Genomic DNA, 18,317 nt, shown 5'->3' with positions numbered 1-18,317 from the left:
GGTCTGTCGTGGGATTTTTCTCAGTAATTGAACTGATAAAGAAGCCCGATGCTGCTGCCCGGATCATTTTCGGGTGTTGTAAAGCCGGTCACATTCCCACCTGTCCCGACCGTTGTGTTGATCTTGAGACGTTTTGTCAGGTCCACCTGGACCTGTGCCTGCGTGCCGGAACCGGACGTAGCCTGCTTTGCCCCGACATAAACACCACGCATGACGTATTTTCCGGCTTCGATGCTGCCGGTATCATTACCGCCCGAACCATTGGACGAACTGCTCATCTGCAGGCGATCGAGATGCAGGGTCTTGCGCACGATACCAAGCGGATCAAAGGCAGAGCCACCACTGATGGTGGCGATGGCCGATGCGATTTCCGCCATCTGTGTCGGGGACAGGGATTGTGAATCCGTCCCGAACAGCAGGATCGCAAGGATCTGGTCCTGTGACAGTGGCGGGGTGGAAGAGAACGTGATCTTGGGCGCGCTGGCATATCCCCCGACATTCAGGCGTGCCGTCCCTTCGTTGGTGCTGCGCTCCGCCACGAAATCAAGGCTCGGGTCGATGGCGTGGGTGACACCAATACCGTCAAAGCCGACCTTGCCCTTGCTGAAATTAAGGGAAATCCCCCCCAGGGCGAAGGTGCCCTTGGCCATGGAAAATGACCCCGTCACGATGGGGGTGTCACTGGTCCCGCCCAGATGCAGATTACCGTGCATTTCGGTATTCAGCCCGTGTCCACGCACAAAAAACTGTCCCGGCGAACGCAGGCCAAGGTCAAGGCCGATGACCAGCGGGGATGTGGGCTGCTGCGCGACGGTCGCTGCGTCTTCGGGACGGATGACATCGAGATGGGCAACCGATGTCGGCAGTGAATCGGGGATATTCACATCAACCCGCGAAAGGGTGATGTCCCCCCCCGCATTGATGCGTGATGCAAGCTGTCCCTTGATGTTCAGGTTGGCATCAAGGGTCGCGGTGATAAGGTCACTGGCCAGTGGCCGGGCATTGCGCGCGGTGACGGTCAGGTCGATCGGGTGTCCGGGTTCGAATATCCCATAGGACCCGGCAGCCGTGATGGTTCCCTTGCCCGCACCGGCGCTGAGGGACTGGATGACCAGCCGGTTTCCCTGCGCCAGCACGCTGCCCCGGATCGCCGAAAGCTGCACGCCCTGCGCATAATCGTGGAAAGTGCCATCCGCAAGGTCGAGCGTCCCGGAAACAAGCGGAACCTTTGGCGTACCGCGCACATCCACATTCATCCGCACCACGCCCCCTGCCTGCCGCGCCTGTGCGCCAAGATAGGCATTCGCGGCCGCAAGGTCGATTGAACCCGCGGCATGCAGCGACAGCGCACCATTCAGGCCTGTCGGTGCGTTCCCCTGCACATTCAGGCTGACCTGCTTTCCGGCGTTCAGGCTGGCGTCCACACGGGCCACCGTTCCGTTCAGGACGGCTGTTGCATCAAGGTTGGCTGCAGCGAGGGAGGATGTGTAATCCGTATGATATTTCAGCCCATCCGCGCGAATTGTGATCCGCCCCCCCGGCCGCGCCAACGTCCCGGTCAGGCGCGCCTGGGCCGAAATATCCCCTTCGGCGCGTAATGATGGCATCAGCGGCCGCAAAAGCGCGGGGGTGATGTGCGTCAGGTCCGCCTTGAGGTCCAGCCCCGGCCGGAGCGATCCGGCAATATCGATACTGGCGGCCTGTCCCTGCGGCGGTGTCAGGGTCGCACGCACATGTTCCACCCCCATCGCCGTGCCATAGCTGACGGTGGCGGGGGCAAGCAGTTGCAACCGTTCGCCACGTGCCTCCGCCGTCAGGGTGCGGGCCGTGGCCTTGTGCCCCGCAATATCAAGCAGCAGCACAGTATCCAGCGCCGCTGGCCCCACTTGGGGGGTGGACAGGCGTGATGTCGCACTGACCAGCAGGGCATTCAGCGGGCCCCTGGCCGTGACATGTGCATTGGCATGGATGTCATTGACATCGGCATCGTCAATTTTCAGGTCCAGATCCGTATGGGGCGCATCCACCGGGTCACGGATCGTACCGCCAAGCTGGAGCCGCCGGATATTCGCCCACGGGGAACCGATGGCGCCATCAAGGTTGAGGGACACGACAGGCGGTGTCGCGCCAATGCGCGCCGTTGTGTGGATACCAGCGGCAACATGTCCCGTGATGTCATGACCCAGCAGGTCACGCCAGTCGGCAAGCCGCGTCATATGGATATCCATCGTCCCCGAAGGCACCATATGCCCATGCGGCAGGGCCATATCCGCCTGCCCCGACAGGCTTTTCCATGACAGTTGCCCAAGGCGGAGATGCCGTGTCCCGTCCGTCCCCGTTACAAGCGACGCGGCAAGGGCGACCGGTGCACGATCCAGCGTTCCCTTGATGGTGGCCTCCCCTTCGCGCACTGCGGGCAGGTGACGGAAATTCAGATCGGTCATCAGCTGGCCGGGCTGAATCTGTGGTGTCCCGATCTGTGTTTGCGCATGCACGGTCGCGGCCAGGTCATCGACTGCCCCCTTTGCCGTCAGCGTCACGCTGGTCTGCCCACGCAGCGACGGGGCAAGCTTTTGCAGGTCCAGAAGCTCCAGTCGCGCCGTCATGTCCACCTGCGTGGGCGATGACAGCGTGACGGTGGCATCACCTGCATCCAGGTGCAGGGTCTGCCCGTCCACCTTCAGGTCCTGCACATGCACGATGCGCGGTGAACCATCGGCGGGGGGCATGCTTGCACCAAGCTGCACATGACCCGCCCTGCCGATCAGGCCGACAGCCTGTGCCTGCCCCCCCGTGATCGCCACCTGACCATCCAGCGCAACCCGTCCTGCCGTCCGTGCATCCGGGATGTCAAAATTGGCATGCAGGTGCGTATTACCCTCCAGCCGGGTGGAGGCCAGCGCGGCAAACGGGGCAAGTCGCGGCAGGTCAAGCGTGACGTCGCCCTGACGGGGGGCCGTGGTGCGTATGTGCCCATTCACCTGCAACAGGTCATGATGCACGGTAATGTCGGCGGGGGCACCTTGCGCGTCCGGCCGCCATGACACGTCGATCGCCACCGGTTGCGCCGCGAAAAGGGTGGGATGCGCACCTGGTATCCGCAACCCGTCGATATCAGCATGTATATTTATGGCGTCATTCGCGCTCCGCCCCGACAGCCCGCTGAAGACAGCATGCAGGGTATTAAGGCCCGCCCCCCCCTGATTCAGTTGCCCGATATCAAGGGTGCCATGACCGGTGGGCCGCTCCATCGTTCCGCCAAGCTCGCTTCGCAGCGCAATCGACTGCCATCCGGTATCCGGTCCCAGCATCATGGCCGGGGCCTCCAGACTGGCGCGCAACTGCATCGCATGGTGAACCAGCCCGACGCGTCCGTCGATATGCGCCTGCGCCGCACCAGCCTGTATGGCCACCGCCAGCATGCTCTGGTCACGCGGGCCGCTGACATGCATGTCGAGGTTGAGCGGCGCCAGCATCGGCAGGCCGCTTAATGTGCCAAGGAAACCGTTCTTTTCCTCATGCGCATGGACATCCAGCGCCAGCGTCCCGCGCCCCAGTTGCGTGCGGACCGACACTGTTCCCGGCTGGTCCAGGCGCTGTACCTGCAGGTTGATGTCAGCGGCCGGCAATGTCGCAACCGATATGCCATTGAGGACCGGCGCGATATCCGCCAGGCGCGCATGCCCGTCAAGGCTGAAGGTCGCGGGCAGGCGTGCAAGCGGCGCGCCCACATCAATGCGGGCAATATGGGCATGGCGGATATCCACGCCCATATGCACGTTGTCACTGCTGTCCCTGGACGGGGGCGACGGATGCGCCGGGTCTTCCTCGCTCAGGCGCGGGATGGAAAGGCGTGCGATGGAAATGTCGTCCACCACGGCCCGACGCAACAGCAGCCGTGTGGGGGACCAGTCCAGCGCCAGATCGTCAATCGCAAGCCATGTGCCACGGTAATCGTTGAGTTCCAGATGCGCGATCCGCAATGAATCAGGAAACCGCCCCGACAGTCCCGTCATCCGAACGCTGCCGCCGGTAAGGCCGGGCAGGCGGCGTTCGATCTCATGACGGCCCATCCCCGTGTTCGCCCCCACCAGGATCAGCATGAACGCCAGCAGCACCAGCCCCAGCGGAACGCCAAGGACAAGTCCCCCAATCTTCAGCAGGGTCTTCCACAATGCAGGGCGGGCCGGATTTTGCGTCTCGTTCATCAGAACGTTTCCCCCAGCCCGACATACAGTTCCCATTTATCGCCACGTCGCGGGCGGTTGAGCGGAACGGCAATATCCAGCCGCACGGGACCGATGGGCGTATAATAACGCGCCCCCGCCCCCGCCCCGGCACGCAATGTTCCCTTGAACGGCGTGCTGCCATCAGAAACCTGCCCCGCGTCGATGAAGCCAACGGCGCCGAATTTCTGCAAGATACGCTGCCGATATTCAAAAGACCCCGCATCCATCGATGTCCCGCCAATGGCATAGCGGCTGTTGGCGAACTGCGGCCCGACCCCCTGATAACGGTATCCACGCACGGTCGCACTGCCACCGGCATAAAGCCGCTGGTCAGGGGGAATGGCATAGGTGGACGCCCCTTCCACATTGCCGATCGTCCCGCGTACGGCCAGCACGCTGCGCCCCTTTCGCGCAAGGCCAAGATTCGCAAGGTCGAAATAGGTCGAAACCGTCGCCTGCATGATCATGAAGAACGATGTACGATCCTCCAGCGATGCCGAAGGCGTGACATTCATGCTGACACGCACGCCGTGGGTCGCAGGCGTGATGGGATTATCCACACCCGTTCCGTCATAGGTCGCGCTTAACGGCAGGGAGACGATGAAATAATTATGCGTCTGTGACATCTGGTCGATGCGTTCTTGCTCCACCTCACCGCCAAAGGCGACGTTCCAGTGGGAACTGATGCGGCGTACGATCCCGGCGCGGGCCAGGATCGCAGTCTGCCGATAGGAATACAGAAGCTGGCGGATACCCTCGATCCGGGCGCTGAGATTCTGGTTGCGCGACCCGAAATCAGGCTTCATCAGATCCGCATACAGGTCATAGCCCAACCCCTGTTCAGCCGAACCGCCCAACCCGGTGGCCAGTGCCGTCAGGCGCAGGCGCTCGGCATTGCCAAACAGGTTGCGGTGCGTCCACGACACACCGGCACGCCCGCCAAGGTCGGTGGAATAGCCCCCTTCGACACCCACGCTATGCCGCTTCGATTCCGCAAAGCTGAAGTCCAGCGGCAATGTCCCGTCGGACGCCAGTTGCTGATCATGATGGACCTGCACATCGGAAAATACCCCCATTGATGACAGGCCCTGACGCGCCGCCTCAATGCGGGAAGGCTGGTACAACTCCCCCGGGGCAATGGTCAGGCGCCGCACGACATAGGCGGGATGGGTGCGACGCAGGCCGCCAAAACTGAAGGCACCAAGATTGACAACCGGCCCGCGCGTCACCGTAAAGGCAACGTCGATCGTACGCGTCTGTGGCCGCAGCCACGCCTGCGGCGTGCTGACATCGGCCAGTGCGTATCCCTCTTCGGCAAGGGTCGTCTGAAGCTGGGAACCGGCCTTGAGGATATTGGCCGCGATCGCGGGATCGCCGGTCCTGATGCCCAGGGATTCGGTTTCGTGGGCATCAAGCTTGACAGGTGGCTTGCCCTTTGCCGGGACAATGCTGATGGAACCGATCCGGAACTGTGGCCCCTTGGTGATGGAAACGGTGATTTCCATCTTCTGGCTGGCCGGGATGGCCTGCATCCATTCAGGCAGGTCAGGGTCGTGCCCGTCCTGCGGGTTGGTGGCCCCGTTCTTGGACGCAATCGCCGCCTGGATCACAATGGTCGGCGCGTAATACCCGAAACTTTCGAGTGCGCTGCGGATGCGGGCGTAATCATTGTGAATCCGGCCCACAAGGGCAAAAGGACTGACGGTATGTGTCTTCTGCAGTCCCAGCAGATCGGAAGATGCATGCACGGCGGTATCAAGGTCGGCATTCCCCGTGGGACGGATGACCGTGACATAGGGTTGCGGGTCCGCCGCACGCGCAGGCGTAACACCCCCCGCAAGCGCAGCCACGCACAGCGCCATTGCAGGCAGCCGCGCAGGCGCCCACCACTGTGGTCTATTGGAAAATGTCCCGTTTTCAGCGGGTACGGGCAATGCATGCCATGTCGTCGGAAAGTGACGAAAAAACGTCAAGTCGTCCCCATTCGCACTTCTGTCATCCATCCACCTGCCATGGGCATGTTAAGCACGAACTCTGCGCATGGCGATAATGGAAAATCCCTCTCATGGGGTGTCTGGCACCGCGGCACCGCATATTCCAACCCATATTTTCACCGACGACCTCACATAGAGGACTGATTAAGGGATAAATATGGTCAGAAGGTGAATATGTCCGCACCGGACCGACACGCCGCCCGCCATGATAAAGATGGGGTGGCAACATGCACCGGTCACGCACCGGCATCGCATGACATTTTGCGATATGTCGCCCGATGCCCAGTTCCCGGCCCTTTTTCCGTGCCATCCCCGCCCAGGCCCTGCGATGCCTGTGGCGTCGGCATGGGCGCCGGGCGGGGCGATGCCAAAACTGTCCTTGACAAAACCCCCGCGTCATCCGCCATGATCGCATTACAGGATATATTTTGAATCGGTCATCCCATCGGGGGATAATGTCACGATATGGGTCCTTTATCCTTTATGACATGTGGTTTCGGGTCTTGACCATCCGCGCGACACACACGATGTGTTTGCGCCGCCTCGCGGGATTGTCCCGCCCGATGTCAAGGAACCCCTTTGCGTGAATGATATGACCCCCCTTCCCTGCGCCTCCACCGTGCGCTCCGGCAAGCAGGCACGCGGATTGCATGTCATTACGTGGGGCTGCCAGATGAACGTATATGACAGCGAACGGATGACCGATGTCCTGCGCCCATTGGGATACGAGGCGGTTGACGCCCCGGATCGCGCCGACATGATCATCCTCAATACCTGCCATATCCGTGATCGCGCCGCAGAAAAGGTCTTCTCGGAACTTGGGCGGCTGCGTCTGGTGAAAGAAGCCCGCGCACAGGCCGGACAGCAGACCGTCCTTGCCGTCGCAGGGTGTGTGGCGCAGGCCGAGGGACGCGAAATCCTGGCGCGCGCGCCCTATGTCGATATCGTGCTGGGGCCACAGACCTATCATCGCCTGCCCGAAATGGTGGCCCGCGCCGCCCGCGCCGCCGGGGCCGTGATCGAAACCGATTTCCCGGTGGAACAGAAATTCGACTTCCTGCCCCCCGAACGTGAGGTACCGGCTGGCGGGGCCGCGTTCCTGACGATTCAGGAAGGATGTGATAAATTCTGCTCCTTCTGCGTGGTGCCCTATACCCGTGGCGCAGAGGCCAGCCGCCCCGTAGCGGCAATCATGGACGAGGCACGGCGGCTGGTGGCGCATGGCGTGCGTGAAATCACGCTGCTGGGCCAGAACGTCAATGCCTATCACGGTGATGGCCCGGACGGGACGACATGGGGGCTGGCGCGGCTGACGGCGGAACTTGCAGGTCAGGTTGGGGTCGAACGCATCCGATATACCACGTCGCATCCGCGTGATATGGATGACGGTCTGGTTGCCGCCCATCGTGAACAGCCCGCCCTGATGCCGTTCCTGCACCTGCCGGTGCAATCAGGGTCGGACCGTGTGCTTGCGGCGATGAACCGGGGGCACACGGCACAGGAATATCGCGACCTTGTGGCGCGCCTGCGCACCGCGCGACCCGACCTTGCGCTGTCGTCGGATTTCATTGTCGGCCATCCCGGCGAAACCGACGAGGATTTTGAACAGACAATGCAACTGATCCGCGACATCGGCTTTGCCCAGGCATATTCGTTCAAATACTCGCCCCGTCCGGGAACCCCGGCATCCAATGCCGGCGCGCAGGTGCCCGAAGACGTGAAGGATGCAAGGTTGCAGAGGTTGCAGGCGTTGCTGCGTGAACAGCAAGACGCCTTCAACGCGGCCAGCGTGGGACAGCGCGTGGATGTGCTGTTTACCGGCCGTGGGCGCAAACCGGGGCAGATTTCGGGCAAAAGCCCGTATCTGCAGGCCGTACATGTCGAAGGCCCCGACAGCCTGATCGGACAGGTGGCCGAGGTCGATATCGTGAAGCTGCACACCAATTCGCTGGGTGGTGTGCTGACAGGGGAGACAGACAGGGTTTGAGAGAACACGCGGCATCCATGATCCCGTCCCGCCGCCCCGGGGGCGGTCGGCATCCGTCCGTCACCGGCAGGCCACCCGCCGCGGCAGTGGCCCATACCGTGACGATGCAGTTCGACGACAACCCCCTGCTGGCGCAGTTGGTGGGGGACCATGACCGCCATCTCCTCCACCTTGAACGTGGGTTCGATGTCCGGCTGTCATGTCGGGGCAACAGGATCGCCATTACCGGAAGCCCCGAACGGGTTGCCGTGACGCAATCCGCACTCACGTCGCTTTACCGCAGGCTGCAAGGTGGACACCCCCTTGATAGCGGCGAGGTGGATGCCGCAATCCGCATGTCCGCCCAGCTTTTTTCCGCCCCGGAAACATCGCAGGACCCGCGCCCCATGACCGCAGCCCCCCCCTTTGCACGACCAGATGCAACAGCCGCGCGCGCGCCGGAACTTCCCTCCATCATGACGCGCCGCGGCGCGATCGCGCCGCGTTCTGCCGGTCAGGCACGCTATATGGACATGCTGGCACGGCAGGAAATGGTCTTTGGCATCGGTCCGGCCGGCACGGGCAAGACCTACCTTGCCGTGGCGCAGGCCGTCGCCATGCTTCAGGCCGGGCTGGTGGACCGTATCGTCCTGTCGCGTCCCGCCGTGGAGGCGGGGGAACGGCTTGGCTTCCTGCCTGGCGACATGAAGGACAAGATCGACCCCTACCTCCGCCCGCTTTATGACGCGCTGCATGACATGATGCCGGGCGACCAGGTGGTGCGGCGCATGGCGACAGGGGAAATCGAGGTCGCCCCCCTCGCCTTCATGCGGGGGCGTACGCTGGCCCACAGCTTTGTGATCCTTGATGAGGCGCAAAATACGACATCTGCGCAGATGAAGATGTTCCTGACCCGCATGGGCGCAGGCACACGCATGGTCATTACCGGGGACCTGAGCCAGGTTGACCTGCCACGTGGGGTCACATCCGGCCTGCGGGAGGCGGTCGAGACCCTCGAAGGGTTGCCCGGAATCGCCATGACACGGTTTGAATCGCGTGACGTAGTGCGTCATCCGCTGGTTGCGCGTATAGTGGATGCATACGATCAGCGTGCCGAGGCCAGCAGGGAAGCCACGCGCACCAGATCGCGGCAGGAGAACAATGGAACCGCGAAGTAGAACATGCCCCGTCCCGTCGGTGGATGGGGCGCATGAAGATACCACACCGGCCGGTCAGGATGACGGGCCGGTTCCACAACCTCCCTTCGGGGACGACATTGATGTCAGCATTACCGAGCGTCGATGGCATAGGGCAATGCCCAACCCGGCGCGCGAGGTGCAACGCGCGGTGCGCGCCGCGATGCGTGAACTGGATGTATCCGGGGCGGTCACGGTCGTGCTGGCCGATGACCTGACGGTCCGGCGGCTGAACCATCTTCACCGCGGCAGGAACAGGCCAACCAATGTCCTGACATTCGAATATGCCCCTGCCGATTATGCCCCCACCGATTCGGGGTCTGGTATCTGGCTGTGGGGCGGGGACATCATCCTCGCCTTCGCCACGGTCGAGCGCGAGGCACGCGCGGCGGGACGTTCGGTGCGCAACCACATGATGCACCTGCTGGTGCATGGCGTGCTGCATCTGTCGGGATATGACCATCACCACGCGGGTGACGCGCGCGCCATGGAAATGGAGGAATCGCGCATCCTGGGGCGCATGGGAATCCCCAACCCGTGGAAACACCGCGGCGGACGTGAAGGCGGGGCAGCACGATGAGCCGCCCTCCTTCCGCTGCGGAACCCGGTTCGACCACCCCGCCACCCCGGGGGCGGGGTTTCCTGTCGCTGTTCGGGCGGCGCCGCAACAGCGATCAGGGTTTGCGGCATTCGATCGCCGCATTGGTCAAGGAAGCGGACGCCGCGGCCGACGACACGACGGATTCCACACCTTCGGAACTGGACCGGCAGGAACGCGCGCTTTTGGCCAATGTCCTGCGCCTGCGCGGCATTACCGCCGATGACGTGATGATCCCACGCGCCGATATCGTGGCCATGCCCGCCTCCATCAGTCTGGATGAGGCACTGGCGATGATGCGGCGTGAAAACCATTCACGCATGCCGGTCTATCGCGATCAGCTCGATGACATCGTGGGCATGATCCATGTAAAGGATCTCATCGCCTATCTTGGCACCAGCGAGGCCTTCAGCATCGAACCCCTGCTGCGCCAGCCCCTCATGGTCGCGCCACAGCTTCCGGTGCTGGACCTGCTGTTACAGATGCGCCTGCGCCATGTGCATCTCGCGCTTGTGATCGACGAATATGGCGGGATCGACGGGCTTGTCACCATCGAGGACCTGATCGAAACCATCGTGGGCGACATTTCCGACGAACATGATGAACCCACGGTGGCGATGCTGCAGGAACGCAATGACGGCACGTTCGACGTCGATGCGCGCCTGCCCATCGCACAGTTCGAACTGCGCACGGGACCGATCCTGACGCAGGATGAACGCGAAGCGGAAATCGAGACGGTGGGTGGGCTGGTCTTCCGCCTTGCGGGTCATGTGCCGACCCGGGGCGAGGTCGTGACGCATGAAAGCGGCACCGTGTTCCGCATCCTTGACGCCGATGCCCGCCATATCCGCAAACTGCGCGTCCGGCCCGTCGCCGATCCCCAGGCGCCCCCCACGGCCGAGGCGCAGAAGTAAGGCCGACCATCTGACTGCATGACCTGAGCCAATGATACAAGGCCAGTGATACAAGGCCAGTGATGCCCGGCATGGTGGTCCCTACACGCCCCGGCATGACCATGCGTCATTGGCCTTGACGCATCCGGCCTTTGACAGTTCTTTGCGATATCACGATGCGTTTTCTTAACCGGAGGTCCCCTGCAATGCTTATTACACGTCGCACACTGCTTGCTTCCGCCGCGCCTGCCCTGCTGCTGGGCGCCGGAATGGCGTCGGGCGCGCGGGCGCAGGCGGCCGACCCGCGCCTTGCCATCCGCGCGCTGGGCAATCCGTCGGCAAAGGTGCATGTGGAGGAATGGTTTTCCCTGACATGCACCCACTGCGCGCGCTTTTCTGAAGAAGTGTTCCCAGAGGTACGCAGCAAGCTGATTGATACGGGCAAGGTCTATTATATCTTCCGTGATTTCCCGCTGGATCAGGTTGCACTTTCGGCGGCGATGATCGCGCGTTCCCTGCCCGGCGACCGGTACGAGGCGTTCGTGCTCGCCCTGCTCGCCAGTCAGGATCGCTGGGCATTTGGCAAGGATGTCAACCCGCAGGACGAACTGCGCAAGATGGCGGCGTTGGCGGGAATGTCTGCGGACCTGTTCCAGCAGACGCTGGCCGATGACAAGCTGCGTCACGCCATCATGGATGAAGAGGACCGTGCCCAGGCCCAGTACAAGATCGACGGCACCCCGACATTCCGGTTCAATGACAAGGAACAGGTCTCGCAGGAACTGACGTATGAGCAGTTCGCCCAGAAGGTCGAATCCCTTTCCTGATTTCCCAAGGCAGCCGGTTTCTTCATGACAGCACGTTTCGCCCGCCTTCGCATCGCCGGGTTCAAAAGCTTTGCCGACCCGGCCTCCATCGAAATCCTGCCGGGCCTGACGGGAATTGTCGGGCCGAATGGCTGTGGCAAATCGAACGTGGTGGAGGCCCTGCGCTGGACCATGGGGGAAACCTCCGCGCGGTCCCTGCGCGGGGGCGAAATGGATGACCTGATTTTCGCAGGCACCGCCGCACGCCCCGCACGCAACACGGCCGAGGTCACATTGTCACTGGAAGGTACGGCGGATGTCGCCCCGCCCCCGTTCCAGGGACAGGATGAACTGCAGGTCGTGCGACGCGCAGAACGCGGCGCAGGTAGCGGATATCGCATCAATGGCAAGTCCATGCGCGCACGCGACGTGCAGACCCTGTTCGCCGATCTGGCGTCGGGGGCGCGGTCATCCGCAATGGTCAGTCAGGGGCGTGTCTCTGCCCTGGTCAACGCACGTCCCGAGGAACGACGCAGCATCCTGGAGGAAGCGGCAGGCATTACCGGCCTGCATGGACGGCGGCATGAAGCGGAACTGAAATTACGCGCAACCGAGGCCAACCTCGAACGTGCAGAGGATCTCCGCCTTCAGCTTGAGGCGCGATTGGGCGACCTGCAGGCACAGGCAACGCAGGCGGCCCGGTACCGTGAACTGTCGCAGGGGTTACGCGAAAGCGAAGTGACATTGCTGGCGCTGCTGCATGCCCGCGCACGCAACGCGGTGGCGCAGGCCCGCGAAAACCTCCACACCACGCGTCACGCGCTGCTTGCGGCGGAACAGGCGGCAGAAGACGCGACCATTGCACAGTTCGAGGCGACACAGGCCCTGCCCGGTTTGCGCACGCAGGCCGACACCCAGCGCAGCCAGCTTGAACGGCATCGCGTTATGGCGGAAAATATCGCGGCAGAGGTCGCGCGCGCCAATGCCGCCGTGGCAGAGGCGCAGGCCCGCCTTGAACAATGCCAGCAGGACCATGAAGCCGCCCTTGCGCGACAGGGGGATGCGCGGACCATGCTGGAACGTCTGGAGGCGGAGCGCGCAGAGGCGCAGGCCGCCCTTGACGCCCTGCCGGGACGTCAGGCGCAGGCCCGCGACGAGCTTGCCACCTTACAGACGCAGGTGCGCGAACAGGCCGGGGCCCTGGAACAGGCCAGTGTGGCCGCACGCGAAGCGCAGTTGCGCTTTGCCCAGATGGAAGAAGCCCGCATCGCGGCAAGTGAACGTCAGGCCCACCTGCAGGCCCGGCATGACGAGATCACGGCGGAGGTTACGCGCCTGCGCACGGAAATGCCCGGCACGGAGGCGCTTGCGGCACTTGACCACGTTGTGGAAGCCGCGACACAGGCCGCGCATGACGCCCGCGTTGAACTGGAAACCGCGACACAGCTTCAATCGGATTGCGTGCTCAAGGCGAATATCGCACGCAACGAGGCCGCGCAAACCCGCCGACAGCATGAACAGGCCGCCCAGGAACTGGCCCAGGCAGCCGCACGGCTGGAAACCCTGCACCGCGACCATGCCGCTCTGGCCCAGCGGGAGGTTGAGGCGCGCGAACTGCTGGTGGCTCAGGACCATCTGGAACAGTTGCGCGACAGTGTCACAACGGCTGAGGCCGCCTTTGTCGCCGCGCGTGAGGCACTGGAACGCGCCGAAATCGTCCGTACCGAACTGACCGCAACGGAAATGGAAGTCCGCGCCCGGGTCGAACAGGCCGCATCGCGACGTGGCGCGTTGGAACAGGCGACACGTGCCGCACGTTCCGCCTGCGCGCGGGCGGCCGCACAACTGGCGTCGCTGGCGGAAGAAACGGCACGGATCGAGCAAAATGCCCTTCCACCGGGTAAGCTGGATGGCGCCATCGCAGCCCGCAAGGCCGCAGAACAGGCCCATGCCAGCGCCGAAGACGACCTGCGGACAGCGGAACAGCAGATTGCCCAATGCCGCACACACAGCGAAACACAGGCACGACGCCTGAACGAACTTAGCGCCACCGTAACCGGCATGGAGGCCGAAGCGGACGGCCTGGCCAAGGCTCTTGCGGCGGATGGGGAGGTTCAGGACGGCGATGCCCCGGATATCGCCACGCTGTTACATATTCCCGAAGGGCTGGAAACGGCCCTTGCCGTAGTGCTGTCAGAAGGGCTGGAGGCATCGGTTTCATCCGCGGCGGCACGGCAGTGGCGTGACCTGCCCGTGCTGGAGGCACCGGCCTTTCCCGATGGGAACATCCGCCCCCTGTCCGGCCTGATTAATGCGCCCGGTGCATTGGCGCGTGTGCTGGCATTTGCCGGGCTGCTTGATGACGGGGCGGATGGGGACAGCCTGCAACGCCAGCTTGCGCCGGGGCAGTGCCTTGTGACACGTGACGGGGCATTGTGGCGGTGGGATGGCTATCGGCTTGCCGGGAACCTGCCCAGTCGCGCGGCCCTGAAGCTGCGCCAGATCAATCGGCTGCGCGATATTCGCGCGGAACTCGACCGTCTGCGGGCGGAGGTCCCGGAACGCAGGCAGGCTGCCGATGATGCGCGCATCGCGCTGGAAGCAGCCACGACAGCCATGAAGGAAACCCGCGTCCGGCGCGCCGGTGTTGAGGAGCAGCTTGGCTTGCTGCGGCGGCAGGAAGCGGAACTCGGGCGGCAGGATGCGGCGGTGCGCACGCGCCTTGATACGATTGCCGTGCAACTTGAGGCGGCGCGCGCCGCCGATGCCGAGGCACGGCAGACGCTGGAAACCGCACAGCAGGAGGAAGCCGCAGAACCGGCCGCCGCCCTGTTGCAAGCCGAGCTTGAACGCGCATCGGCGGCGGCACTCGTGGCGCGGCAGGACGAAGGACAGGCGCGGCAGGTCCGGCAGGCGGCGCAGGTGGCGCATGACGCCGCGCAGCGCAGCCTGAATGAAGCCAGCAATCGCCATGGCGAGGCAGAGACACGCCTTCAGGCAATCATGCCCGCCCTCGCCCGTATGGCGCAGGATCTTGCGCAGGCCCAGCAGGACCATGAACGCGCACAGGCATATCAGGCTTCGCTCCCTCCCGCAGAGCAGGCTACGGCCACGCTTGATATGGCGGAACAGGCTGCAAAAGCGGCGGCGCAACGACTGTCCACCGCGCAGGACAATCGCGGCGCGACGCAGGCGACCCTTGATGAGGCGACACAGGCCCGGACCGAGGCCGGAAACCGCCAGCACGAAATACGCAGTATCCTCGATGCGCAGGAACCGCGCCTTGACGACATCAGGCGCGAACTCGCCACCGTCTCCGAAAACTGCGCACGGATTGTCACGGAGCAGGCGGCCCTGCCGGACCCCGAACTTCTGGCCCGGGACCTTGAGGCCCTGCGCGAAAACCATGCCGCGACGCGGGGGATGGAACAGGACGTGCGTGACCTGCTCGGGCGGATCGATAACGAGCATGAGGCACTGACCCAACGCATTGCCGGGGCACTTGCCGCCATGGGGGAATGGCGCGACCGCGTTGAGGGGACACAGCGCGATGTGGACGCGACCCACGACCGCCTGCGGATCGCCCACGAAGACCATGGGCGCATCGCCCTGCAACCCGAAGAGATCACATCACGCAGCGAGGCCATTTCCACCGACCTGTCCGCAGCGGAAGGACGCTACAACCAATCGGCCGAAGCCCTGAAAACGGCGGAAACCACACTGTCCACGGCGCAGGATGCACGCGAAAAGGCGGATGCCGCAATGATCCGCATGCGTGAGGACGTCCTGCGTGCCGAAGGCAAGCAGGAGCAGGCCGAAGCCATCCTTGCGCAGTTGATGGCGGAATCACAGCCGCCCGCCGGTATCGTGCCAACGGACCTGAGCGAGGCAGCCGAGGCCGGGTTACGCCGCAAGGTCGGCCGTCTGGCCCGCCAGCGTGAAGAACTTGGCCCTGTAAACCTGCGTGCGGAAATCGAAGCCAATGAGGCGGGAGAGCAGATCAACACGATCATGACCGAACGCACGGAGCTTGAATCCGCCATTGCCCGGTTGCGTGGGACGATCGGCAATCTCAACCGCGAGGGCCGCGAACGGCTGATGGCGGTCTTTTCACAGATCGACCAGCATTTCCAATCGCTGTTCACGCGGATGTTCAATGGCGGGCGCGCCCATCTGGGCATGGTCGGCAATGACGATCCCCTGCAGGCCGGGCTGGAAATCTATGCCCAGCCGCCCGGCAAGAAGCTGGCCACCCTGTCGCTACTGTCGGGGGGGGAGCAGGCATTGACGGCGCTGTCGCTGATTTTTGCGGTATTCAGGTGCAATCCCGCCCCGATCTGCGTGCTGGACGAAGTTGATGCACCGCTGGATGATGCCAATGTCGGCCGGTTCTGTGCCCTGCTGGGCGATATGGTGGCAGAGGCCGGGACACGGTTCCTGGTTGTCACCCATCATCAGTTGACGATGGCGCATATGGACCGGCTGTACGGCGTGACCATGCAGGAACGCGGGGTCAGCCGTGTGCTTTCGATCGACCTTGAACGTGCCTCTGCCATGGTGGCGCAGGACAGAATGCACCCCACGGATGCGACATCGCCCTGAGGGGGCCAGCCGGGTAGCCGGCAAACAGAACGCACTTCGATGGATGGCCAGCCCGCGCCATAAAGACACGGGCTGGCTGTAGGCAGGGTCAGGACGGGAGCATGGAACCCGTTTCAATGAAGCGCTGATGCCATGACAGGGCTTCGGTCAGCAGATGCGGCGACTGCTGCCCGAACGACCCGGCACGGGCGCGCTTGTAGTAATCCTGGAGCATCGGACGGTAGTCAGGATGCGCACAGTTGGCGATGATGACTTCGGCGCGCTGCTTGGGTGACAGGCCGCGCAGGTCAGCCAGCCCCTGTTCCGTTACCAGAACCTGCGAATCCTGCGTGATGTGATCGACATGCGACGCCATCGGCACGATGGCCGAAATCTTGCCCCCCTTGGCGGTCGAGGGCGTCATGAAGACGGAAATATAGGCATTACGGGCGAAATCGCCCGAACCGCCAATGCCGTTCTGGATCTTCGACCCCATGATCTGCGTCGAATTGACGTTCCCATAGATGTCAGATTCGATCAGGCCGTTCATGGCAATACAGCCAAGGCGACGGATCAGGCCGGGATGGTTGCTGATGTCCTGCGGACGCAGGATGATCTTCTTCTGGAATTCCCGCATGCGGGAATTCAGCGATTCCGCGGCTTCGGGGCTGAGCGAGAATGCTGTGGCCGAGGCGACGCGCATCTTTCCCGATTCCAGCATGCCCAGCATGCCGTCCTGGATCACCTCGGTAAACGCGGTCAGGTTTTCAAATGGCCCTTCCTCCAGACCACCCATCACGGCATTGGCGACATTGCCCACGCCGGACTGCAACGGCAGCAACGACGACGGCAGGCGGCCACGGGCGACTTCGTGGCGGAAGAACTCCATCAGGTGTCCGGCGATGGCCTTGGCCGACGCGTCTGGCGGGCTGAACGGGGCGTTGCGGTCGGGCGCATGGGTTTCGACGATGGCCACGATCTTGGCCGGGTCCACACGCAGCGACGTCTCCCCGATGCGGTCATCGGGACGAAGCAGGGGGATGGGCTGGCGGTGCGGCGGCAGCGCGGTGCCGGTCCAGATGTCGTGCATCCCCTCAAGCGCGCTGTCCTGCCAGCTATTGACCTCGATGATGACCTGCTTGGCCGTGTCGAGCCACGTCTTGGAATTGCCGACGGAAGATGACGGAACGATGCTGCCGTCTTCGCGGATGGCGGTGGCTTCGATCACGGCGGTGTCGATATCGCCAAAGAAGCCGGCCCAGGCCATCGGCGCGACATGGCTGAGATGCATGTCGAGATATTCGGTTTCGCCCTTGTTGATGCGCGCACGCAAGGCCGGGTCGGAGTTGTAGGGCATGCGAAAGGCAATGCCGTTGACCTTGGCCAGCGCGCCATCAAGTTCCGGCCCGGTGGAAGCCCCGGTCAGCAGGCGGATACGGAAATCGCGCCCCTTGGCATGCTCGCTTTCCATCAGGGCGGCCAGCGCTTCGGGGACCGCCTTGGGGTAGCCTGCGCCGGTAAAGCCACTGGTGCCAACCGTCATGCCGGGCTTGATGAACGATGCGGCCTGTTCCGCTGTCGTGATCTTGGCCCGGAGCGCCGCATTCCGGATTCGGGTGTGGTCGATCATGAACTTTCCCTCAAAGTCTTTTTTGTGTGCGCCAGCGCATGTATTGCACCGGGCCGGTTATCCTTGGTGATGGCCCCGACACGGTGCGGGACGTTGCCTGCCCCCATTCCGCGCGAACCACCTGATGCGCAATTTCCGTATGTCGCCCGTTTTCCCGGCCGACCCGTGCCGTGACGCTTTGGCCGTGAGGCTTTATCCCCTTACAGGATTGCTACGGTTCAGGCGAACGGGGGAATGCGCATCGTTTTCCCTCCTGACATCTGTTCTCCGTCTCGGGGCGGGCGTCACAACAAAAGCATGTGACAGTTGCGTCCTACATGCATCGTTGCCTTCACGATTGCTCTAGTGAAGGGGGCGTAAACGATAATTGCAACCTTCTCATGCGTTTTTTGCATGACTTGGGGGTCTGAAGCATTATCTATTG

The 18,317-nt window shown here is 63.3% G+C and carries 9 protein-coding genes; 6 read left to right on the top strand and 3 right to left on the bottom strand.

Features of this window, described 5'->3' with window-relative positions; all coding sequences use genetic code 11:
• Positions 1 to 20: 20 nt before the first annotated feature.
• Entirely contained in the window at positions 21 to 4,208 is a 4,188-nt protein-coding gene (locus IFJ82_RS07135; RefSeq protein WP_192266117.1) for a translocation/assembly module TamB domain-containing protein, read from the bottom strand.
• Complete coding sequence (locus IFJ82_RS07130) at positions 4,208 to 6,091, bottom strand: autotransporter assembly complex protein TamA (RefSeq protein ID WP_040511998.1); 1,884 nt, start codon at positions 6,089 to 6,091, stop codon at positions 4,208 to 4,210. Before IFJ82_RS07130 ends, IFJ82_RS07135 begins: the two co-directional genes overlap by 1 nt.
• A gap of 724 nt (positions 6,092 to 6,815) precedes the next feature.
• On the opposite strand from IFJ82_RS07130, the gene miaB reads away from it, so the two are divergent.
• The 6 genes from miaB to IFJ82_RS07100 all read left to right on the top strand — a co-directional run bounded on the left by miaB (position 6,816) and on the right by IFJ82_RS07100 (position 16,284).
• Positions 6,816 to 8,210: a tRNA (N6-isopentenyl adenosine(37)-C2)-methylthiotransferase MiaB gene (gene miaB / locus IFJ82_RS07125; protein ID WP_048858843.1), complete on the top strand. Its 1,395-nt coding sequence runs from the start codon at positions 6,816 to 6,818 to the stop codon at positions 8,208 to 8,210.
• 17 nt (positions 8,211 to 8,227) lie between these two features.
• Positions 8,228 to 9,367: a PhoH family protein gene (locus IFJ82_RS07120; protein WP_408901706.1), complete on the top strand. Its 1,140-nt coding sequence runs from the start codon at positions 8,228 to 8,230 to the stop codon at positions 9,365 to 9,367.
• On the top strand, positions 9,351 to 9,965 hold the full coding sequence (gene ybeY, locus IFJ82_RS07115; RefSeq protein ID WP_225578806.1) for an rRNA maturation RNase YbeY: 615 nt from the start codon (positions 9,351 to 9,353) through the stop codon (positions 9,963 to 9,965). Before IFJ82_RS07120 ends, ybeY begins: the two co-directional genes overlap by 17 nt.
• A complete protein-coding gene (locus tag IFJ82_RS07110) occupies positions 9,962 to 10,897 on the top strand; it encodes a hemolysin family protein (protein ID WP_003620342.1) in 936 nt (311 codons plus the stop codon). Before ybeY ends, IFJ82_RS07110 begins: the two co-directional genes overlap by 4 nt.
• A gap of 185 nt (positions 10,898 to 11,082) precedes the next feature.
• Positions 11,083 to 11,703, top strand: coding sequence for a thioredoxin domain-containing protein (locus tag IFJ82_RS07105; protein WP_003620344.1), 621 nt, complete (start codon positions 11,083 to 11,085; stop codon positions 11,701 to 11,703).
• Between the two features lie 24 nt (positions 11,704 to 11,727).
• Positions 11,728 to 16,284 (top strand): AAA family ATPase, encoded by a 4,557-nt coding sequence (locus IFJ82_RS07100; protein WP_192266108.1) that lies wholly within the window; start codon positions 11,728 to 11,730, stop codon positions 16,282 to 16,284.
• Between the two features lie 88 nt (positions 16,285 to 16,372).
• On the opposite strand, the gene IFJ82_RS07095 is transcribed toward IFJ82_RS07100, so the two are convergent.
• Complete coding sequence (locus IFJ82_RS07095) at positions 16,373 to 17,893, bottom strand: acetyl-CoA hydrolase/transferase family protein (RefSeq protein ID WP_003620348.1); 1,521 nt, start codon at positions 17,891 to 17,893, stop codon at positions 16,373 to 16,375.
• Positions 17,894 to 18,317 lie beyond the last annotated feature (424 nt).

Origin of the sequence: Novacetimonas hansenii, from assembly GCF_014843995.1 — a bacterium.
In the GTDB taxonomy this organism is placed as follows: Bacteria; Pseudomonadota; Alphaproteobacteria; order Acetobacterales; family Acetobacteraceae; genus Novacetimonas; species Novacetimonas hansenii.
This window is presented reverse-complemented; position numbering and strand designations above follow the sequence as displayed.